The 20,843-nt window shown below is 68.0% G+C and carries 16 protein-coding genes and 4 pseudogenes; 7 read left to right on the forward strand and 13 right to left on the reverse strand.

Annotated elements, in window-relative coordinates; translation table 11 throughout:
• Window positions 1-195, forward strand: a pseudogene (locus tag ACZ7M2_RS49025) (succinate dehydrogenase); the annotation flags it as partial.
• Between the two features lie 291 nt (window positions 196-486).
• Complete coding sequence (locus ACZ7M2_RS49030) at window positions 487-1,230, forward strand: SDR family oxidoreductase (RefSeq protein ID WP_471600815.1); 744 nt, start codon at window positions 487-489, stop codon at window positions 1,228-1,230.
• Window positions 1,231-1,629: 399 nt separating this feature from the next.
• On the opposite strand, the gene ACZ7M2_RS49035 is transcribed toward ACZ7M2_RS49030, so the two are convergent.
• From ACZ7M2_RS49035 to ACZ7M2_RS49055, 5 genes and pseudogenes are all read right to left on the reverse strand, one after another.
• Complete coding sequence (locus ACZ7M2_RS49035) at window positions 1,630-1,893, reverse strand: hypothetical protein (RefSeq protein ID WP_471600816.1); 264 nt, start codon at window positions 1,891-1,893, stop codon at window positions 1,630-1,632.
• 220 nt (window positions 1,894-2,113) lie between these two features.
• Entirely contained in the window at window positions 2,114-2,353 is a 240-nt protein-coding gene (locus tag ACZ7M2_RS49040) for a transposase (RefSeq protein WP_471600817.1), read from the reverse strand.
• A 115-nt stretch (window positions 2,354-2,468) separates the two neighbouring features.
• Window positions 2,469-5,201 carry an ATP-binding protein gene (locus ACZ7M2_RS49045; RefSeq protein WP_471600818.1) on the reverse strand — a complete coding sequence of 911 codons (2,733 nt, stop codon included), beginning with the start codon at window positions 5,199-5,201 and terminating at the stop codon, window positions 2,469-2,471.
• A gap of 431 nt (window positions 5,202-5,632) precedes the next feature.
• A pseudogene (locus ACZ7M2_RS49050) lies at window positions 5,633-6,273 on the reverse strand (transposase family protein); the annotation flags it as partial.
• Between the two features lie 644 nt (window positions 6,274-6,917).
• A complete protein-coding gene (locus ACZ7M2_RS49055) occupies window positions 6,918-7,421 on the reverse strand; it encodes an SsgA family sporulation/cell division regulator (RefSeq protein WP_471600819.1) in 504 nt (167 codons plus the stop codon).
• A 271-nt stretch (window positions 7,422-7,692) separates the two neighbouring features.
• Here ACZ7M2_RS49055 and ACZ7M2_RS49060 point away from each other — a divergent pair.
• A pseudogene (locus tag ACZ7M2_RS49060) lies at window positions 7,693-8,499 on the forward strand (IS5 family transposase); the annotation flags it as partial.
• Between the two features lies 1 nt (window position 8,500).
• Here the strand turns inward: ACZ7M2_RS49060 and ACZ7M2_RS49065 are convergent.
• The 4 genes and pseudogenes from ACZ7M2_RS49065 to ACZ7M2_RS49080 all read right to left on the reverse strand — a co-directional run.
• Window positions 8,501-8,746, reverse strand: a pseudogene (locus ACZ7M2_RS49065) (transposase); the annotation flags it as partial.
• A gap of 158 nt (window positions 8,747-8,904) precedes the next feature.
• Entirely contained in the window at window positions 8,905-9,699 is a 795-nt protein-coding gene (locus ACZ7M2_RS49070; protein ID WP_471600820.1) for a ferritin-like domain-containing protein, read from the reverse strand.
• Complete coding sequence (locus ACZ7M2_RS49075; protein ID WP_471600821.1) at window positions 9,699-12,014, reverse strand: HAD-IB family phosphatase; 2,316 nt, start codon at window positions 12,012-12,014, stop codon at window positions 9,699-9,701. Before ACZ7M2_RS49075 ends, ACZ7M2_RS49070 begins: the two co-directional genes overlap by 1 nt.
• The gene (locus ACZ7M2_RS49080) at window positions 12,011-12,838 is read right to left on the reverse strand and encodes a hypothetical protein (RefSeq protein WP_471600822.1); all 828 of its coding nucleotides are present in this window, start codon (window positions 12,836-12,838) and stop codon (window positions 12,011-12,013) included. Before ACZ7M2_RS49080 ends, ACZ7M2_RS49075 begins: the two co-directional genes overlap by 4 nt.
• A gap of 540 nt (window positions 12,839-13,378) precedes the next feature.
• On the opposite strand from ACZ7M2_RS49080, the gene ACZ7M2_RS49085 reads away from it, so the two are divergent.
• Genes ACZ7M2_RS49085 through ACZ7M2_RS49095 form a run of 3 tightly spaced genes read left to right on the forward strand, consistent with a single transcriptional unit; the run spans window position 13,379 to window position 16,644 of the window.
• Complete coding sequence (locus tag ACZ7M2_RS49085) at window positions 13,379-14,185, forward strand: SDR family NAD(P)-dependent oxidoreductase (protein WP_471600823.1); 807 nt, start codon at window positions 13,379-13,381, stop codon at window positions 14,183-14,185.
• A gap of 39 nt (window positions 14,186-14,224) precedes the next feature.
• Window positions 14,225-14,947 (forward strand): lysophospholipid acyltransferase family protein, encoded by a 723-nt coding sequence (locus ACZ7M2_RS49090; protein WP_352052639.1) that lies wholly within the window; start codon window positions 14,225-14,227, stop codon window positions 14,945-14,947.
• Entirely contained in the window at window positions 14,944-16,644 is a 1,701-nt protein-coding gene (locus tag ACZ7M2_RS49095) for an FAD-binding oxidoreductase (RefSeq protein WP_471600824.1), read from the forward strand. Before ACZ7M2_RS49090 ends, ACZ7M2_RS49095 begins: the two co-directional genes overlap by 4 nt.
• 407 nt (window positions 16,645-17,051) lie before the next feature.
• Here ACZ7M2_RS49095 and ACZ7M2_RS49100 read toward each other — a convergent pair whose 3' ends face one another.
• The 3 genes from ACZ7M2_RS49100 to ACZ7M2_RS49110 form a co-directional block, all read right to left on the reverse strand.
• Entirely contained in the window at window positions 17,052-17,222 is a 171-nt protein-coding gene (locus ACZ7M2_RS49100; RefSeq protein WP_471600825.1) for a hypothetical protein, read from the reverse strand.
• 118 nt (window positions 17,223-17,340) lie between these two features.
• The gene (locus ACZ7M2_RS49105; protein WP_471600826.1) at window positions 17,341-18,204 is read right to left on the reverse strand and encodes an LLM class flavin-dependent oxidoreductase; all 864 of its coding nucleotides are present in this window, start codon (window positions 18,202-18,204) and stop codon (window positions 17,341-17,343) included.
• A gap of 98 nt (window positions 18,205-18,302) precedes the next feature.
• Window positions 18,303-18,701 (reverse strand): MerR family DNA-binding protein, encoded by a 399-nt coding sequence (locus ACZ7M2_RS49110; protein WP_403698564.1) that lies wholly within the window; start codon window positions 18,699-18,701, stop codon window positions 18,303-18,305.
• A 75-nt stretch (window positions 18,702-18,776) separates the two neighbouring features.
• Between ACZ7M2_RS49110 and ACZ7M2_RS49115 the strand changes: the two genes are divergently transcribed.
• A complete protein-coding gene (locus ACZ7M2_RS49115; protein WP_471600827.1) occupies window positions 18,777-19,817 on the forward strand; it encodes an alkylmercury lyase family protein in 1,041 nt (346 codons plus the stop codon).
• Here the strand turns inward: ACZ7M2_RS49115 and ACZ7M2_RS49120 are convergent.
• Window positions 19,814-20,707 (reverse strand): LysR family transcriptional regulator, encoded by an 894-nt coding sequence (locus ACZ7M2_RS49120; RefSeq protein WP_471600828.1) that lies wholly within the window; start codon window positions 20,705-20,707, stop codon window positions 19,814-19,816. The genes ACZ7M2_RS49115 and ACZ7M2_RS49120 overlap by 4 nt on opposite strands.
• Between the last annotated feature and the right edge of the window lie 136 nt (window positions 20,708-20,843).

Genomic DNA, 20,843 nt, shown 5'->3' on the forward strand with positions numbered 1-20,843 from the left:
GAAACGGCTCTGGAACGTCGTGAGACACGTGGCTGCCACAACCGCAGCGACTACCCCGAACAGGATCCCGCCCTGCGGGTCAATCTCGTGTGGTCCCCGACAACGGGCATCACCCGCGAAACCATTCCTGGCATCCCGGACGAGATCTCCACGCTGATGGAGGAAGTCTCGACCGACGGAAAGCTCGCCGAATAACCTCGGACAACGCTGCGAAGCAAGCAACGGCGGCGCACCAGGCCACTCCTTCGAGTACACCGGCCAACCACCCGCGGGACCGCGAAGCGACCTGGGGAAACAGCCTCACCCTCCCGCGCACACCAGGCCATCGAGAGCCCATCCGGGAATTTTACTGATTCCTACGAACCCCTGTCACAAGGAGAGCTGCTGTCCGGTCTCTCCTAGTGCAAATCCACATTCTTTCGGCGTCGACGAGGAACTCGTCGCACATGCGCGCCGCACCATGAAAACCTACGAAGGGACACCGCTATGAAGGTCGTAGTGATCGGTGGAACCGGGCTCATCGGCTCGAAGCTGGTCGGCAAGCTCAACGAGTACGGGCACGACGCGGTCGCGGCCTCGCCCAACACCGGTGTCAACACCCTGACGGGCGAGGGTCTGGCCGAGGTCCTGCAGGGCGCGACGGTCGTCGTCGACGTGTCCAACTCCCCCTCGTGGGGCGACGAAGACGTCATGAACTTCTTCCGTACCTCGACCACCAATCTCCTGAAGGCCGAGGCAGACGCCGGCGTGCAGCACCATGTGGCACTGTCCGTGGTCGGTACCGACCGCCTTCAGGAGAGCGGTTACTTCCGTGCCAAGCAGGCCCAGGAAGAGCTGATCAAGGCCTCCGGCAACCCGTACTCCATCGTCCACGCCACTCAGTTCTTCGAGTTCGTGAACGGGATCGCTGACATCTCGACCGAGGGCGACACCGTGCGTCTGGCCCCCGTCAGGTTCCAGCCCATCTACTCCGACGACGTGGCCGCTGCCGTCGGCCGCACTGCGGTCGGTGCCCCGGTCAACGGCGTGGTGGAGGTCGCCGGCCCCGACGTGTTCCAACTCGACGAACTCATCCGTCAGGTGCTCGCCGACAAGGACGACGCCCGCACGGTCGTCACGGACCCGAGCGCCCCGTACTCCGGTGCCGAGTTGGAGGAGACCACGCTCGTACCGGGACCTGACGCGCATATCGCCGAGACCCGGTTCAGCGACTGGCTGCAGCAGCAGTAGGCCCTGCGAGTGGCCCCTGGCGGCAGTCAGGGGCCACCCCGGCCGCAGATTCACCCCACCACTCAATCGGCACGCGTTGGCCTTCCTCTCCGGGACGAGTCGTTTCCGTACGTCTCTCACAGGTCCAGGATTCGACGTTCGCGACTGACAGCACTTCGCCCGAGCGCTCGGTGTGCACACGCAAGGCCGCTGCATCCGGAATGCGTCCCTCGAAGACGGACTCCATGGCTGCGTTGTCGCCTGCAACTCCGACGCTCCCCATGGATCCGGCGATCCAGTGACGGTCGAGTGCCCGGACGAATCTCCGTGACCAGATTTGCGATCCGTATGCAGAATGCACCCGGCAGCGTGCTCGCGCCGGGCAACAGCGTTGTCCAGGGCCGCGACGGCAAGGCGGGATTACATCCGCGTGTCGATGGGGTGGCCGGAGATCCTCTTACTCAAGACGTCCTTGATCGCGCCCAGATACAACAACTCCCCTTCGCCCGTGGCGTGTTCGGTGCTGTCCGCGAGCCACAGCCGGTTCGGGCCGTCGGCGCTGAAGTCACGGCGGACGAGGTCGTCGTGCACCGGTGGGCCGGCCTTCTTGGTGCTGCGCTTCTTCCCGAACACGCTCCACCAACTGTTGTCCCGGCAGATCCGCCACGCGGTCCGGTCGGCCATGGCAGCCCCGGCGCTGCGGGCCTCATCGGCCAGGAAGCGGTGGCCGAACTCCGGGTCGTCACAGTGGGCGTCGAAGAATGCGTCGCGCGATGGGCATCCTCGATCGCGGTACCGGTCACCAGGTGCGAACCTGATCTGAGCCAGTGGTAGTAGGGCTGTCTGGCGAGCTTGAGTCCCCGGCACGTGACCGTGACGGGAACCCCGTCCACGGCCAGCTCCTTCACGAGCGGGTAGACCCTTTTCCCGGCAGATTCGCCTGCGACATGGAGCCCGCGGCCCGGCGCAGGACCTCGTCCTCCTGCTCCAGCAACTTGATGGGCCGACGCGCCTCCCGCAGTTCCACCTTGGCCTGCGTGGTCATTGCGAGTTTCACCCCGTCGTCGATGTCCGCACAGCGCATCCACTTCGACAGCGTCATCACGTGGGCTCCGAAGCCGGCGGCCACCTGCTCCAGCGTCACACTCGGGCCGCGGTTCCTTGCGACCCGCACGACACCTTCGCGGAACTCATCCGGATACGGCTTCGGCAGAGCGGCATCCTTCCCACCCTCCCTACAGGGCAGGACAGTTCAGATGTCACTCTGGGGCGCTGGACACGTCGGACATGGGCTGTTCCTCGTGAAGTGCGGCCAGTGCGGCAGCGAGTTTGCCCCGGCCGGTGATGCCAAGGCGTGGATAGATGCGGTACAGGTGTGCTCCGACGGTGCGGTGCGAGATGAACAGGCGCTGGCCGATTTCCCGGTTGCTCAGCCCCTGTGACGCCAGCACGGCTATCTGCATTTCCTGGGCAGACAGTTGCTCGCTGGTGTTCGTGTGCCGTCGGCCGCTCGACTCGCCGGTGGCACGCAGCTGCTCGCGGGCCATCTCGGCCCAGGGCTGCGCGCCGACCCGGTCGAACTCGTCGCGAGCGAGTCGAAGCGGGTGCCGGGCGTCCACGTTGCGGCGTTGGCGGCGCAACCAGCGGCCCTGGTTCAGATGCAGCCGGGCACGCGACAGCGTCCAGTCGGCCGGCAGTGCGGTCAAGGCCGCGGCGTAGCGCTCCTCCGCGGTGTCGTCCGGAGCCAGCACCGCGTCGGTGTACGAGTGAGCCACCACCATCATTTCCGAAGGCAGCCGTCCGGCCAGCTCCGGAAGGTCGGCCAGCAGTTCCCGAGCCTGCTTCACGGTGCCCGCGGCGACTGCGGCGTCCGCCAGGTCCGGCGCGAGCAGCCAGCGACTCACCGAGTGGTAGTGCGGGTCAGCGGGATCGAACGCGCGAGAGAGAACGTCGTATGCCTCCATTGCGCGGCCGTCGAAGAGCGCGAGCAGGCCGTCGGTCTGCTGCGCCATCACGGTGACGAACGGCATGCTCGGGAACAGGCTGTGCATGCGCAGTTCGCGGACCATCCGGACTGCTTGATCGTTTTCTCCGCGCAGCGCCGCCACCAGGCCGGCCGTAGCCTTCAGTCCCAGCCAGACGATCCATTCCTCGGTCTCCTCGGCCAGAATGAGCCCCTCGGCGGACTCCTCACGAGCTCGCTCGAGCTGACCGAGGTACACCTGCGGCCAGCTGGTGGCCAGCGAACGGGCGAGCAGCCCGAGTCGGCCCTCCGACCGCCACGCCGCAGCCGCCAGCGTGAGGTACTGGGCGGCGCGGCTGATGTCGCCGATGACCATGGCACCGCTACCGAGAAAATGCAGGATCCGGCCGTCTTGACGGTTTGCGCTGATTCCGTCGAGCCGCGCGATCACGTCAGCCCCGTGCCGGTACGGCTCGGTGTACGCCCGCACCGCCAGCCGGTGGGGGGCATCCTGATCGGGGTTCCATCGATCCAGTTCTGCTGCGGCCTGAGCACGGACCTGCGCGTCACCGTCCTGGAAGTAGCATCGTGCGGCGGCACGCCACAACAGGTTCTCCGCGACGTCTCGAGCTCCCGCGTCGAACGCTCCGGCCGCTGCGGTGACCATGTCCTGGATCCGCCGCTGAGGTTCGCCCGCTTCGAAAGCGGAGCTGTCGGACACCACCATGAGGCGAGCCCGCCCCACCCGGCCCAGCTCGCTCATGTCGGTGCGGCCCAGCAGCATCTGGACACCGACGCGGTCATTGATCTCGCTGGACAGCTCGGCCGCCCGGACCAGGATGCCGGTCCGGCGCTGCGCATCGAGGACAAGGTCAGCCGCCTGACGCAGTGCCGGGACGGCAGCCGCCACCTTCCCTCGGGCCTGCGACGCATCGGCGAAACGCTCGAGCCGGGCGGCCAGTTCCTCGTCCGGCCCGATGGTGGCCGCTGCCTCGTGGGCAAGTTGACGCGCGGGGGTATCGCCCATCATCGATGCGAGGGCACGGTGAGTGGCCAGTCGATCGGCGAGCGTAGCGTGGGTGTAGATCGCCGTGCGCATCAGCGGATGGCGGAACTCGGGGGTATAGCCGACCAAGGTGACCAGATCCGCGTCGACCGCCTCCTGCACTGCGTCGACGGAGACCACCGAGTCATTGAGGCGACTCGACACGTCCAGCAGCAGATTCAGGGGCGCGGCCGGCTCGGCGGCAAGGACCAGGAGCAACGTGCGACACTCCCGGCTCACCGAATCGGTACGCGCGGAGAACGCGTCCTCCAGCCGCTGGGTCAGCGGCAGGTCTTCCATCTGCGCGGTCACGCCCTGCACCGCCTTGGGCAGCTCCACGAGGGCCAGCGGATTTCCCGCGGCACGCTCCAGGATGAGCTCCCGCAACGGCGCCGGCAGGTCGGGCGTGCCGACATCGAGCAATTCGGCGGCGGCCGGTCGGTCGAGCGGTTCCAAAGGGAGGTCCAGGAGCACGTACGACTCGGAGTAGTGGATCCGGGCGGCTGCGATCACCTGTACGGCGAGGTCGCGGGTGCGCCGGGCAACGAACTTGAGCACGTCCCTGCTGGAGGAATCGATCCACTGCACGTCGTCGATCAGCAGTAGGAGCGGCTGCCGGTTGGCCGCGTCGGCGAGCAGTTCAAGCACTGCCATCCCGACCCGATATATCTCGGACTCGGTGTCCCTGACGCCGAACGTACCGCTCAGCGCCGACCGGTACGGCGCCGACAGGTCTTCCATGTCATGGGCGACCGGTTGCAGTAGCAGCTGCAGCGCGGCGAATGGCAGCCACTGCTCCGGCTCCACCCCGGACGTGCGCAGTACCTTGAACCCGCTCTCGGTGGCCTCGGCCCCGACCGTACGCAGCAGAGCCGACTTGCCGACACCAGCGGCGCCGTGGACCAGCAGCGCACTGCCGTGCCCGGCCGCAGCGTCCGCCAGCAGCCCACGCAGGGTGCGCAGCTCCTTGTCCCGCCCGATCATGATACGCGTACAGGTCCCGCCTGCTGCGGAGCTCCCGACAGCCCCGTCCCCACACCTGCCGCCGCCGTGAGCGTGGGCATGCGCACCGGAACGGGCCATGCGAAAACGACGCCCTCTGACGTCCGGCGCCGCCCTCCCGCGCTGCTTCCGCTGACCGTGGCGACAGAATGCTCACGCGGGGCCGCACGTTCACTCATCGGCACAGCAGGCATCGGGCACGGCACGTGAAGCTTCTCTCCTCATGGGGTCGTTCTGGCCACCATGGTACCTGTCAGGTGTGGTGACTCATATCGGTGAGACTTAACCATCAGTCAAACGACTCTCTTACGACGCAGCGAACGGCGCGTATCACCTGATTCCGGGCGGACCCGCGACTCTGCCGGGCGTGATCCCGAGATGAACGACCGCCAGGCGGTCAGGCCCTGCCCTCTGACTGACGACATACGATTCGGGCTGCAGCGGGCCGTGCGGAAGATGCGCCAGGGATGCAGCCGCGTCGCGCCCCGCTCCACGGGTGCACGGGCCGCCGGGAGAGCGCGGTTGACTGTGCGTTGGGTTGGCGACAGATCGCCGCGGGGTGGGCGTCCGACTGGTTGTTGTCATCCAGGGGCCGGAGTCCAGGTGGGCTCGGTCGGCGAGGACCGGGACGCCCCGGCGTTCGCGGATCCGGATCATCCGGTGGGTACGGGCCACGGTCAAGTCGTGGGCACGGCCGGGCAACACGGGTGAGGTCCACAGAGGCCCGGCTGTCACCTACCCGGTCGCACTTCGCGGCCGCGCCGTCCAGCAGCACGTAGTCCGGCTTGGCTTCGCGCAGGGCGCGCCGCAGACGGGGTGCGCGGTCGGCGAGCAGGTCGACCACAGCCGTCGTGTAGGCGGTGCCGGACGGAGATACCGAAGCCGCCCGCGAGATGGGCGGGGGCGTGCGGCGTAGGTACACAAGACCGACCAGGGCACGCACACTGGTGCGGCGGGAGCTTGCAGCGCCGTCACCCTCGCGAGCGACCATCAGCATCATGACCCACCCGAACAGGGCGTGAGGCGGGTCGAGTGCGGCAGGACAGGACACCAACAAGGCTCCTGCGCCGATGGGTTGAGACTTCGGACAATGACCCGGGAGCCTTGTGCGTTGCGGGTACCGACGCCGTCACCCGATCAGTGGCCACGCTGAAAGAGCTCAGTCGACCTGCGGGTCGAAAAGACATCGGCGAGCAGCGCTACGCCGGGCCGTCCGTCGGCCGATTTCGCAACTCCGTCGGCCGGCAATCCGGTCGATCCGTTCGGAATGGCCATTCGATGCCCAGCTGGTACGGTCCGGCCCGGAGCGCGCGCATGAAGGGAGGTTCCGCCGTCGATGACCGTCTCGAACCTTCAAGCGAGGCTCTCCAAGGGCGGGCGGGGCACCGTGCTGAAGGTCGTGGCGTTGTTGACATCGCGTGGCGTGGGGACGAATGCAGATGGCCCATGCGCGCCGGTATGTCATCTCGGACAGGCGAGAGCGACGACGAAGTGTCTGAGCACACGTCGCCGGTTTCCCCGCTCTCGAGACGACTCGCGCCTGAAACCACCGTCGCTCCCGTGCCGTCCTCAACCGCGTGGGTATGCCCATTCCCCGCGGGCACCGCACGCCACTGGAACACCGGTTGCGACCCGTACACGTCCCAGGAATCGCCGGAATTACTCGATCAGGCTCGAAGACACGCCTGATTCGGCTCTTCAGGCTTCATCTGGCAACTGACTGACGAAACTTTCGACACCCAGAAAACGTGTTTCTTCCCCAAGGGACACGACCTCGAAGGTGGATTCCAGGAATTCATCGATCACCACCGCCGCAGCGGCTACGACAAACTTTTCCCAGCCAGACCGGAACGACATGTACACCAACTCATGACCGCGGATTTCGGCAGGCCAAATTTGAACATCACCGAGACCAGCGAGCCGCCGCCGGCCGGAAATCAGGAGCTCGCGCCCAAGTTCCCATTCAATGGCCATACCGGTGCCCGCATTAAATGCTACGAATATTGAATACGGCTCTGCGCTCTCGTATCGGAGATCTGTCATGACCGACCGAGGCGTCTGCTCTTCGAGAAGAGCCACGACCGTCCGACATGTCACCGGCTCGGGCTGGATGTCCCACCCTGCGGGGTCATTTTGCCGGTGCCCACGATCTTTGTGAGCACACCCGGGGTCATCATCGGTGTCGAAGACCTTCCCACTCATGATTCGTCCTCTCGCGTCTTCCCGCCAACGACACCTACTGATCGGTGTCTACAGAGCCGTGAACTGGGCAACGGCTGGTCCGCAAGGTCCTCACCTGCTCCGGTAGATCGGGTTACTACGATCCTGGGACCTGCTGAGGCCTGATGCATCAGTCAAGTGACTATGAGCGGACGGGCCAGGTCGGCGACTCTGACGTGGCGCATCAGTCGAGCGACAGCACCGGGTCGCTACACGGCGTCCCGGTGGATGACCCGCTCGGGAACGGAGCCCGATCGCGTCGCCGCTTCGGGGATGGATCGTTCCGGACGGTTTGTGGGACGTGGCAAGGCCGTTGCTGCCGCCGGGCGGCGCAGGGGACGTCCCCAAGGCTGCAGGGTCGCGAACGTCGATGATGAGGCGGTCTTCGCTGCGATCGTCCACGTGCTGGTCGGCGGCTGCGCCTGGCGGGCATGGCCACTGCGCCTCGGAGCGTCGAGGGCGACCGTGCACCGTCGGTTTGTCATCTGGTTCCGTGCTGGGGTCTGGGGACCGCTGCATCAGAGGGTTCTCCGCCTCCTGGACGAGGAGGATCTGATCGACCTACCCCGTGCAACCCTCGGCTCCGCCCACATCCGCGTGGCAAAGGGGGGCGAACACACAGGTCCGAGCCCCGTGGACCGGGGTAAGCCCAGTTCCAAGAGGCCCGTCCTGTCCGACGCGAACGGACTGCCCCTGCGCGTCGGGCTCTCCGCGGCCGACACCCACGACGGCCATGCCCCGAAGCCGATGCTGTCCCCTTTCCACAGGGGGCACGAGTCCCACGCAGCCGGTTCCCAGCCTCAGCGCCTCCCCGCCGACAAGGCCTACGACGTACCTCACCTGCGGCGACGGCTACGGGGCGAACGCATCGGCGTCCGCATCGCCGGCAAGGGCACCGACTCCAGCGAACGATTGGGCGCCGCGGGTGGGTCGTCGAGCGCACGATGTCGTGGCTGTCCGGCTATCGCAGACTGCCCTCGTTACGAACGCCGTCCCCGCAACTGACCTGGCTCTCCTCGGACTTGCAGCCGCCCTCCGCCGCTACAAACGGCTCATCCGCCCCCGAGCTGACAATTCTCGGATTGCCGTCGCTGCCGGAGTACTGCCGCTGCAACCCGGCGGAGACGACGCCCTTCCTGATGGCACCCGGTGTCATCCATGATCCGGACGCCGCCTGGGGCGCCGAGCCGCTCGGCCACGTACTCCTGGACGTCATCGCGGAATTGACCGGGATCCCACCGGCTGATCCGCCAGGTGTTGTTACGTCCGACCGGGCCCAGCAGGCCCCGGACGTAGTCCCGTATTCGGCCTTGCCCCGACCATGCTCAGCTTCTCCGGCCGCACGACGCAGCGTCCCTGAACCGGTCGCTGACTCGCCGTCAGCCCGCCAAGCTCGAAACTACCGCTGTGACGAACTGGAATGGTGACATTCCACTCGAGTACTCAGGCCACTTTGACAAAGGCATCAGGAAGCGATGCCGCGCTTGTCCATGGCGTCCTCGACTATGCGTAGCCCGTCCATGCCCGGCAGCTTCGCGATGTGCGAGTCGATGTCGCGGATGAGTTTGCGGCCCTCGGGACCCGCGAAGAGGTGAGTCATGACGTACGTGACCTCGTTCTCGGGCATGACGCCCGATCCGACCGGGCCCCAGGCCTTCTCGAGGGCCAGCCGGGCGATCACGCGGGCCTTCTTGCTTGCCGCGAGCCGGTCACGCGCCTGCGACGCGTAGAACGCGACGTGCTTCGTCTCCTGCTGCGCGATCCGCCTCAGCAGCGGTACCAGCACCGGGTGGCTCTCCAGCGCCGCAAGCCGGTGGTACGCCGCTGTCGCCGACCACTCGTTCGCCGCGCCCCACGCCATGTGCACGGCGACGAAGTCGTTTCCGACCAGCCGACCGATCGCCGTCAGCTTCACCGGCGCCAGGCGGTCCCTCCAGCCGAGCTTCAGACGGGTCGCCTTGAGCTCGTCGAAGTCGACTCGGACGCCGTGGCGCCCCAGCACCGCCGCGAGCGCTTCGCCGTGCCAGAACTCCTCGCGGTTCCACATCGTCATGAAAGCGCCCACCGCCGGCTCGTTGTGAGACGGGGTCGTCAGCAGGTTCCGCATGTAGCAGACCGTGTGGTACTCGATGTCGCACATATAGCGCAGCGTGCGCAACGTCTCCTCGGACAGCGGGTTGCGCTCGAACTCGTCGAAGTCGAGGTCGGCCCACTGCACGCCGGTGGAGTTCGTCGTGTACTTGTCTATGTCGAAAGCCATCAGTCACTCTTCTCCTCGGTGTGCGTCGGAATCGTCGCCCGTGCCGCGATGACGTCGCGGCGCACACCCGAACCGCCGCTCTTCCAGCGGTAGATGTTCCAGTTCCTCTTGTGGGACTCGCGTGTCAGTTCGGCGTCGGGGTTGATCGCCGAGGGCTTGCCCAGCAGCGACAGCCACGACAGGTCGGAGTGGCTGTCGCCGTAGCCGTAAGAGGCCGCCAGGTCGTAGCCGCCCTCCTCGGCGTACCGCTGAAGCCACGCGGCCCTCGCCTCGTCGACGAGCGGCGGCTTCGCGAGATACCCGGTGAGCACACCGTCCTTCACGTGCATGGAGCTCCCGACGACCTCATCGAACAGGTCGGCGAGCGGAGCGGCGAGAAGGCCGATGGAGCCGGTGACCAGGACGGTGCGGTGACCTGCCGCACGGTGCTCGCGGATGCGCGCCAGGGCGTCCGCGCTGGTGTGCCGCAGCATCGTGTCCGCGTAGCCGCGCCGCACGACCTCCTCAAGACGGGCGAGGGGCATGCCGCGGTAGCGGCGCAGGAACGCACGGATGAACTCGCCGCGGTCACGCCGCTCGGCGCGGAGGTAGCCGGGCAGCGAGGCGAGCAGGTCCGCCACCTCCTTCGGCCAGGCCGCCTTGCGGAAGCCCGCGGTGCGCACCCAGAGGTACTGCTCGACGATGTTGGAGTCGACGACGGTCCGCTCGAGGTCGAAGACAGCGAGTGCGTCGGTACGCTGCGGCAGTTCGCGTTTGGCTCGGGTGGTCGCCGGCCGGGCGGCCGCGGCCTTCCGGCGACGGTACGCCGCTGTCAGCTCGCTGAGGGCGGGGAGGTGCACCTTCTGCAGGTACTCCTCCCAGTCGATCCGCTCCACATCGAAGCCACGGTCCTCGCGTATCTCGGCCGGGAGGGCATTGTTCAGCGCGCGGGCGTTGCGGTCGTCGAAGATGATCTCGGTCTGCGCATACGCGCGGTAGAGGTCGATGAAGTTGCCGAGGGTGGCGATGCCGGCGCGCAGCTTGGCGTTCTCGGTCGCGAGAGCGCGCTTACGCTCGTCGTTCGGCATCAGCCGCAGCGCGACGTCCCGCAGGTCGGCCTTCTTCTTCGCCAGCAGAAGGCCTCGGTTGAACCTGCGCTCGCCCGAGAACTTCCAGGTCGGTACTTTGACGAATCCGTCGTCCTTGGGTACCGGGTGCTGCGTGTAGTAGTCGCGTACGTTCTCGTACATGCGATGGAAAGGCAGCGGATTCGACGCGCCCGAGGCGATATGGAAGTACGTCGGCTCGTCGACAGGGGTCGGGTTGGCCGCCACGGCCAGGATGGCGTTGACGACGAAGTCGACAGGGATGACATCGAGGATCGAGTCGGGCAGCCCAGGGAAGTCCGGCAGCTGGCCGCGGCCGTAGGCGAAGATCAGCGGATCGGCGACCTTGAAGCCGTCGATCCAGCCGGGGAACGGATGCTGGAGGGCGCTCTCGATGATCGCGGGCCGGACCACCGAAAGCCGGTGTCCGGCCTCGCCCCAGAGGTCTTCCGCGGCACGTTCGGCGAGCGCCTTCGTCAGCGTGTAGACGTCCGTCCACCCCAGACTCTGCGCGCGGCGCCGGCCGGCGGCGACGAGCTGGGAACGCACCCACTCGCGCCGCGCGTTCTCGCTCGCGCGGGCCGCCGCGATCGGGCCCTCCTTCCCGTGGTTGCCGCGGGCGTGGGACATGAACCGCTCGAGCGTCGCGGGCTCCCGCGAAGTCAGTTCGGCGCGCTCATGGGTCTGTGTCGCCAAGGTCCACTCGGTGCGCCAGTCGGCGTCGTGCTCGAGCTTGGCCTCGGGCACCACACCGCGACGGAGTCCCCCGACGTAGCAGGTCGACACGTGGACGACATGCGGGTCGGATCCGGAGGCGAGCAGGGCCTCGTAGAGGCTTACGGCGCCGTTGACGTTGGTGTCGAACGCCTCGTGGATGGGTGGGTCGAAGGAGACGGTCGACGCCGAATGGATGACGACGTCAAGGTGGGACGGCAGCTCAGGAATGCTGGTCATGCTGCCGTCGAGCACGGTGATCCGCTCCCGGACGATGCGCTCGGCCTCTTCGGCGCCCACAGCGTCCCGCCAGCGCTGGAAGACGGGTTTGCGCAGAAGCTGCCGGAGCCGGTCCTGCCCGGTCTGGCTGCCCTTCCCGCGCACGAGGAGTGAGATGCGAGTGGCGGGGTGATCGGTGAGCAGCCGCTCAAGCACGGCCTGCCCGACGAAGCCGGTCGCGCCGGTCAGCAGGACATGCGCGTTGCCGAGTTCGGTCTTCGCGTCGTTCGTTGTCATGGGAGGAGCCTCGATTCCACGGTGGATGCGACACCGGGACGGATGCCGGGGAGCGCGGCGACCATCGCGCGGATACGGCCCGCTTCGGCTCGTCCGCTCTGGTCGCCGAAGACATGGCGTTCGAAGAAGGCGCGCTCGTGCTTGGAGCGATCGACCGATCCGAGCGGCCAGGCGGAGTGCCGCAGAGCGCGACGGGTGATGCGCCGGGCGCGGGCCGAACACCGAAGTCGCCGGTCCGCCTCCTCGGCGAGGAAGTGGATGTGGCGATGCTTGATCTCCACCACGGGGTTGATGATCGACGTCATGGCGGAGGACGCGTCGGCCAGCCGCCGGTAGGCGGCCTGCGTGATCCATTCGTCCACGAGGCCCGTCGTCACATGTTCGGCGACAATCTGCGTACCGGTGATGTTGGCGATGAGGGCGTGCCGGATCGGGCCACGGCGCTCGCGGCGCTCCGCCAGTACCCACCGCGGCGGACCGGCGCTCGAAGGGAGGTCGCGGGTGGCGGGAGAAGCATCCAGGACCGCGTCGAGGGCGTCGGCGATCCAGTACTTCTCGAACATCCACGTGGTGAGGAACGCGGTGACCCGGGCATCCCTGTGAGTCGCCGTGAGGAGCAGGTCGCTGATGCGGGGCAGCATCGAACGTTCCATGTCGCGCAGCGCGCGAACGAGCCGGACGGATTCGGCGTCGAGCGGCGCTTCGGCGAGCGCCCCTAGTGCGAGTGTTCCGCGGTGGCTGCCGTGTGCCGTACGGGCGAACTCACGCACGTCGAAACCCGCTGTCTCGGGCGTCGCGGTCGCCGTCTCGTTGTTTGAGTTCATGCACGGACTTTCTGGGGCGGGAGCGGGGGTGACTCTGCGGAGGCCCCGGAACGTGCGAGAAGCCGTCGGGGGCCGTCACGTGTGACCGGGCAACCGGTGGATGTGTGACACATGACTTGGTTCCGCGTGGAGGCCGACGGTGCGGCTGAAGGGATCATCCGGAGCCGACCGACCGATCACGACGGCCGGGACGTCGCCGGATACAGCGCGGGCGACATGTGCCCGATGTTGCTGGGCACCGCTCGGCCGCGCGGTCCGAGGGCCTGTGGTCAGAAGGCCTGTGGTCAGAGGGCGATCCCTGAGTCCGCATGAGCATGTGCGGAAGCTCGTGTCACAAGACGGATGCATGCCCGGTCTAACGGAAGGAGCTCGTCGGACATCGAAGGACATCGAACACGAAAGTTTTTTTGGATCTTCAGTTCCCCTACAGAAGCGGGTTGTTGACCAGGTGCCTCGGAAGGCCGGTGTCGGGATCGACGGCGTGGACCCGCTCATCCCCCCACGTGATCACTACGAGCGGAGAGCTCGGATGTCGAGTAGATGGCATATGAAACTGTGCTGAGCCGTATACGGGTCGCACTTGTCACCGGTGCCACGTCGGGTATCGGAGCATCGTTCGCGCGCGCTCTGGCGGACCGCGGATGGGACCTTGTCCTGGTGGCGCGCGACAGGGAGCGGCTCGGCCGGATGGCGGTCGAGCTCGAATCCCGCGGCCGTGCCGTCGAGGTACTGCCCGCCGACCTGTCCGATCGCGCCGACGTCGAGCGTGTCGTCGCCCGGTTGGAGGACCCGGCCCGTCCGGTGGACATGCTCGTGAACAACGCCGGTTTCGGCGTGCACGCACCGATGACCTCGGCCGACACCGCTCCGCATGACCGTGCGATCGAGGTCATGGGGCGTGCGGTGCTGGTGCTCGCCGGCGCCGCCGGCCGGGCCATGCGCGAGCGCGGACACGGCGCGATCGTCAATGTGTCGAGCACGGCTGGGTTCGTCACGATGGGGAGCTATTCGGCCGTCAAGGCCTTCGTGACCTCACTCACGGAGGGACTGGCGAACGAGCTCCATGGAACGGGCGTCACCGTGACAGCCCTTTGTCCGGGCTGGGTCCGCACGGAATTCCACGAGCGGGCCGGAATCCGGTCGTCGAGCATTCCGGACTTCCTCTGGCTCGACGCCGAGCGACTCGTCGAGACGAGTCTGCGCGACGTGCGCCGCGGACGGGTGATCTCCATGCCGAGCTTCCGGTACCGGTTGCTCATCTGGTTCACGCGTCATCTTCCGCGCCGCACGGTGCGGTGGATCTCGCGACGGATCTCGTCCAGCCGCAACGACAGTCTCACTCACTGAAAGAAGTAGTGCGGGCGAGCCCGCACGGGAAGGAAGCGGATGCCTGCGACGATACGCGACCGTTTCACCTCACGCTCTCACGCTGCGGCGCGTTTCATCGCGCAGCGGGGGCTGCTGAAGCCCGTCGTCTGGAGCGTCACCAGCGTCACGGTACTTGGGCGCGAGCGCTTGGCGAACATCAAGGACGCATATGTCGTCGTCGCCAATCACACCTCGCACCTCGACACGCCACTCATCATGGGCGCGTTGCCCCGCAGACTGGCGCGCTACCTCGCGGTGGGAGCCGCCGCCGACTACTTCTTCGACGTGTGGCGGCGGCGCGGCCTCACGGCTCTCTTCTTCAACGCCTTCCCGGTCGACCGCACCGGAGTGAACCCCCACAGAGTGAGCGCCAAGGCCCTGCTGAACCGAGGAGTGCCGCTCCTGATCTTTCCCGAGGGGACCCGCTCGCGCGACGGATCGCTCGGGGCGTTCAAGCCGGGGGCGGCGGCGCTCGCCTCGTCGGCCGAGGTGCCGGTGCTCCCCGTCGCGGTCATCGGCGCGCATCAGGCGCATCCTCGCGGATCCAACTGGCCCAAAGCGGGCCGCCTGCCGGTCGGAGTCGTCTTCGGCGAACCGCTCATCGCCCATCCCGGAGAGTTGAGGAGCGAGTTCACCGAACGCATCCGCTTGGCGATCGTCACCCTGGCCGAGGAGCACTCCGACCGCATCCTCGGCGCGCATGCCACCTCACGTCGTGTACTTGAAGGAGACCGTTCGTGACCGAACCCGCCTACCGCACCGACGCGATGCTCGCTGGTGAGGTGAAACACATGAAGTGGTGGGGCTGGGGCCTGGAAGGTGTCGGCTTCCATCACGAGGACAAGCCCGGTTTCGCACCGTTCGTACAGAAGGCCGTAGGTCTCGATCTCTGGGCGGACGAGCGCACCGAACGGCCCGACTTCTCGCAGTTGAAGGTGCCGGCCTCGACGGCACCGGAGGAGTTCGTCACCGCCCTGAGCGGCATCGTCGGAGCGGGGAACACCGTCATCGACGACCTGTCCCGGGTCGTCCACACGTACGGCAAGAGCCTGCGTGACCTGGTCCGCATCCGATCCGGCGCGATCGCGCGCACTCCCGACGTGATCGTCTATCCGGCCGACGAGGCGGAGGTGCAACGCGTCGTCGACGCGGCCGTCGAAGCGGACGCCGTGATCATTCCCTTCGGGGGTGGCAGCAATATCGCGGGCAGCCTGGAGCCGCACCCGAGCGAGTCGCGGGTGGTCGTCTCACTCGACCTCGGCCGCCTCAACCAGGTGCTGGAGATCGACGCCGACTCCGGCCTGGCACGCATCCAGGCCGGAGCGCTGGGCCCTGATCTCGAGGCACAACTCAACCGGGACGGCTGGACGATGGGGCACTTCCCCGACTCGTTCACCCACTCGACGCTCGGCGGATGGGTCGCCACGCGCTCGTCCGGCATGCAGTCGGACAAGTACGGCGACATCGCGGACATGGTCAAGGGGCTGCGTGTCGTGCGGGCCGGCGGGGTCCTCGTGATCCGTGCCGTTCCGAGCGCGTCGACCGGGCCGAGCGTGCGGGAGATGGTGGTCGGCTCGGAGGGGCGACTCGGCGTCATCACCGAGGTCACGGTGCAGGTGCACCGGCTCCCCGAGAAGCGTGCCATCCACGCCTACTTCTTCAAGAACCTCGACCACGGCCTCGCCGCGATGCAGGAGATCGCCGAGAGCGACGTCTCGCCCTCGGTCACCCGTATCTCGGACGCGCACGAGACGGGCTTCTCCCTGGCGACGAGCAAGGAGTCGAAGGGCATCCAGAAGAAGGCGCAGGCCGGCCTCATGGCGTATCTCAAGAGGCGTGGCTGGAACCTCGACGAGATGTGCCTCTCCTTCATCGGCTTCGAGGGCGACAAGGAGCACGCGAAACGGCAGAAGTCACTCGTCGACCGAATCGTCCGCAAGCATCACGGGCTCAGCGTCGGCAAGGGACCCGGTGCGCTCTACGACCAGAAGAAGTTCGACACGCCGTACATCCGCGACTTCCTGCTCGACTGCGGTGCCGCCGGCGACGTGAGCGAGACCGCCGGTCCGTGGTCGAAGCTACGTGGCATCCACGCGGCGGTCTACGAAGCAGCCGACCGCGCCTACGAACGGATCGGCCGCAAGGGCTGGACGATGTCGCACCTGTCGCACTCCTACCACTCCGGAGCCTGCCTCTACTTCACTTTCGCCTTCGTCTTCGGTGACGACCCGCTCGGCGAGTACGACACGGTCAAGCGCGCGATCCAGCAGGCGTTCATCGATGCCGGCGGCACGATCTCGCACCACCACGGGGTGGGCTTGGAGCACGCGCCGTGGCTGGAGGAGGACATCTCGACGCATGGCGTCGCGATCATGTCCGGCCTGTTCGACGCCGCCGACCCGGGCAGTAACTTCAACCCGCGCAAGATCGTGGTCTGAGCGCGGCGGTCCATGGGCCCGCGCGCGTGGCCGGATCGCGGGCGTGGGCGCGGCCGCGCCGCGAACCGGACGGATCACATGCGACGGCGCGTGATCCGTTTCCACGGCTCTGGCCTGGGTGCTCTGTCGTCGGACATTCGGCGAGAGCTCCTGCCACTGGGCGGTGAGAAGGAACGCAGCGACGGCGGTGTGCCGGGGTGTCGGACACCCGCCGCCGCGGCCGCGGCAAGCGGCGGCTGTGCGTGCGTCCTGCCGCATCGCCCCGTCGCCTTGTCGAGGGCGGCCGTCGGCGCGTCTGCTTGTCCTCGCAGGCCCATAGAACTCGTCACACGATCTTGTTGGTGGATTGGTGAGGCACGGGGTGCCAGTCGGATGCGGACGGGAGGGTCGCGGGCATGACCCCTTGACTAGTCCTGTCTGAAGCATGCCATCACGGGGCCGTACCCGGCGGCCAGGACGGCACCGACAGTGCCCACGGCCGCGCCGCTCACCGCCACGGCCCCGCGCCGTCGAGCCAAGGCCATCCGCGCCTTCATGCTGCGCAGCTGCTGCTGCTCAGTGTCAGCCGCGATCCTCATCAGCGCCTGCTCGGACTGCACTGCGTTCGACTGCGTCATCATGAACGGCCCCGGCTACCGCCCCGACAAGCGCCCGAAGGGATCCACCGACAAGCCCGGCGCACCCTCGAACGGCTCATCAGACCACCGGCGGCCCCGCCTCGATGCGGCGTAGCACCGGGAGCAGACGATCAAGGTCGGGGCCGGTCTGGACCTGCCGTTCGTCCCACCAGGTGGCGCCGGCGTCGTGCAGCGGACCAATCACGTCCTTGGCCTTGGCCGCGTCCGGGGGCGTGGCACCGCCGAGCACGAACTCGAAGGGGCGCTCGGCTCCGCCCGTACGCTGCTGGCGCACGTAGGCGACCAGCTCCCGTACCTCCGCCGCATCCGGCGCGTGACCATGCCGGGCCGTCTCGAACAGCGGCACGGCGCCGTCCCACCGCGCTGCCCGCCGCATGGGTGCACGACGCGGCCAGAATCCGCCGATCCACACCGGCGGACCGGGCCGCTGCACGGTGGCGGGCACCAGCGTCACGTCCCGGACCTCGAAGTGCCGGCCGTAGTGGTTCACCGGCTCGCCGGACCAGAAGCGCCCCAACAGCTCCAGTCCCTCGTCCAGCCGCTCGGCGAGGAGACGCGGCTCGGCCGCGTCGCCGAAGCTGCGGTATTCATCCTCGACGGGACCGCCCAGGCCCGCGGCGAAGGTCACCCTGCCACCGCTGAGGTGGTCCAAGGTGGCCACCTGCCGGGCGAGTTGCTGCGGACGGTAACGAGGGACCGGCGTCAGCAGGGTGCCCAGTCGAATCCGGGAGGTCTCCAGCGCGGCCGCGGTCAGCAGCATCCAGGGGTCCCCGAAGGGACGCCCCTGGTGCTGTCGGTGCAGTACGTGGTCCCAGACGAAGAGCCCGTCCCAGCCGGCCTGTTCGGCGGCAGCCGCCACGGTCGCGACGTTACGCGGGTTGGCGAAGTCGCCGAAGTTGGGGATGTTGATGGAGAAGCGCATCCCAGCAGGATGCGCAGCCGGCCATGACGATGCAATCGGATTCGGATCCAGGCGTCACGGCAGGCTACCGACGGGCGCAGGACTACGCCGCTCCATCGTCAGCCGGTTGTGAGGATGCGGCAGATGTCGCCCTCGGCGCAGCTGGCGGGGTCGGTGGCGGAGGCGGTGCGGGTCAGTTCTCGCAGCATGGCGCGGGTCGCGTCCAGTTCGGCGATCCTTCGCTCGACGTCGGCCAGGTGCTGGTCGAGCAGTGCGGTGACGTGCGCGCACGGTGCCTGGCCACCGTCGCGGATCGCGAGGACGTCACGGATCTCGGCGAGGCTGAGGCCGGCCGCTTGGGCGGAACGGACGAAGCCGACCCGGCCCGGGGCGTGGGCCGGGTAGTCGCGGTAGCCGCCCGGGGTGCGGGGCGGCGCCTCCAGGAGTCCGGCCTGCTCGTAGAAACGCAGGGTCTTGGTAGTGGTGCCGGTGGCGGCGGCGAGTGTTCCGATGCGCATACCTTCACCGTAGACCTTGACCTTCCAGTGTGGTGGAAGGTCTAGCGTGGGCCGCCCGGCCTGGAGGTGCCGCTCATGCGCGTGGAAATGTTGACGGTCGCGGATTGCCCCAATGGCCCGGTACTCAAGGAACGGCTGGCACTCGCCCTGGCCGGCCGAGCGGACGTGGAGCTGACCGTGCACGTGGTCGACGACCAGGCGGAGGCCGAATGGCGCGGCATGCGCGGCTCGCCGACGTTGCTGGTCGACGGTCGCGACCCGTTCGCCGCCCCGGGCACTGCGGCCAGCGTGTCCTGCCGTCTCTACCGTGGCCTGGACGGCCGGATCGACGGGGCACCATCCGTCGAGGAGCTGCGGCAAGCCCTCGGCACGACCGCCACTACCGCCACTACGGGCGCGTACCAGGCAGCAGGCCGCGCCGGGCAGGGCCGCCTCGCCCCCATCGAGGGCGGCCTACGCGCGGTGCAGCAGGCCGTCCTGCGCTCCTTCGCCACCGCCGGCACCCCACCCGGGGCGGGCGAGCTGGACTCGGCAGCCGAGCCCTTCGGCGTGCCGGCCGCCCGGGTGCTCGCCGAGCTGGCCACCGAGGACTTCCTCACCCTGGACGACACCGGCCGCATCCAGGCCGCGTACCCGTTCTCCGCCACCCCCACCGAGCACGTCGTGCAGATCGCCGGCGGGCGGACGGTGTGGTCGATGTGCGCGATCGACGCGCTCGGCATCCCGGTCATGCTCGACACCGACACCGTCATCACCTCCACCGACCCGGTCACCGGTGAACCCGTCCGCGTGGAGTTCACCGACGGGAAGACCACGTGGCAGCCGGCCACCGCGGTGGTCTACTACGGCGCCCGCCCCGGCACCGGCCCGGCCGCCGCCGTGTGCTGCGGCTACCTTCGCTTCTTCACCACCGGGACCACCGCCGAGCAGTGGATCAGGCAGCAGGCCGACCTCAGCGGCGCCGTCCTGGGCCAGGCCGAGGCCGAACGCCTGGGCGCAGACATCTTCGGCCGGCTGCTGACGGAACCGGCGGTCTGTCCGGCGGCCGGAGCGACCTCGCGGACGGGACCGGAGCCAGACCAAGGGACACAGGCACCGACGCCAGCACATCTCTAACGCGTGGCTGAGTCCCCGCAGTCCGTCGCCGCCCGGGTGAGTGCGCGTACCAGCGGGGTCGCGCGGTCCGTGCGCCAGATCAGGGCCCACTGGACGGGCGGGGCATCGTGGAGGGGGAGGTACACGACGTCGGTCTGCGCGTTGTAACGCCGTCCCTCGTCGGGGACGGTGCAGACTGCGTCGCCTGCCGCGACGAGTGCAAGGATCTCGTAGAAGGTGGTGACGGCCGGGCCGCGGCGGACGGGGCGTCCGGCCGGAGTGCGGGCCGGCAGGACGGCGGCCTCCCAGTAGGCGGGTATGGGGCCATTCAGGCGCGGCACGATGTGATCGCCGAGCACCTCCATGCTCACCGACTCTTGCCGGGCGAGCGGATGATCCGCGCACACCATCAGGTTGAGAGGTTCCTCGCGCAGCACCACACCGACGGTCAGGTCCGGCTCGCGAACCGGCAGCCACGTGGTCACCGCGTCGACCTCGCCGGCCCGCAAGGCTCCGAACGGATCGCTGAAGAACACTTCCCGGAAACGGAGTTCGACGGACGGGTGCCGGGACCGGAAGCGGGTCAGGAGCGGGGCCATGTCGTGCATCTGTGCGCCCATGACCCCCAGTGTCAGCGTGCCGGCCGCGTGGCGGTCGCCGGTGGTCACCTCCGCTATGGCGTCCTGGATGGCCTCATATGCCGGCTTCAGCCGCTGGAGCAACACCTCTCCGACGGGGGTGATCCGCACGTGGTGGCTGGTGCGCTCGAAGAGTTGGGCGCCGATGGCGCGTTCCTGTTTCTTGATCGCCTGGCTGACACGGGCCGGGGAGACATGCAGGCGTTCGGCGCTGCGGCCGAAGTGGAGCTCCTCAGCGAGCGTCAGGAAGATCTCTATGTCCCGCAGTTCCATCCTGTCCCCCGATTCCGTTCTGGTTCCCGGAGTCGTGAACCTCTGGGTTAACGACCATAACAAGATCGGCCGTTGTTCCTGGGCTGCCCCGGTATGCATGCTGGGGACCAGGCCGGGAGGCTTCCCGCGGGTGAGT

The organism is Streptomyces sp. NPDC111507 (assembly GCF_055638955.1).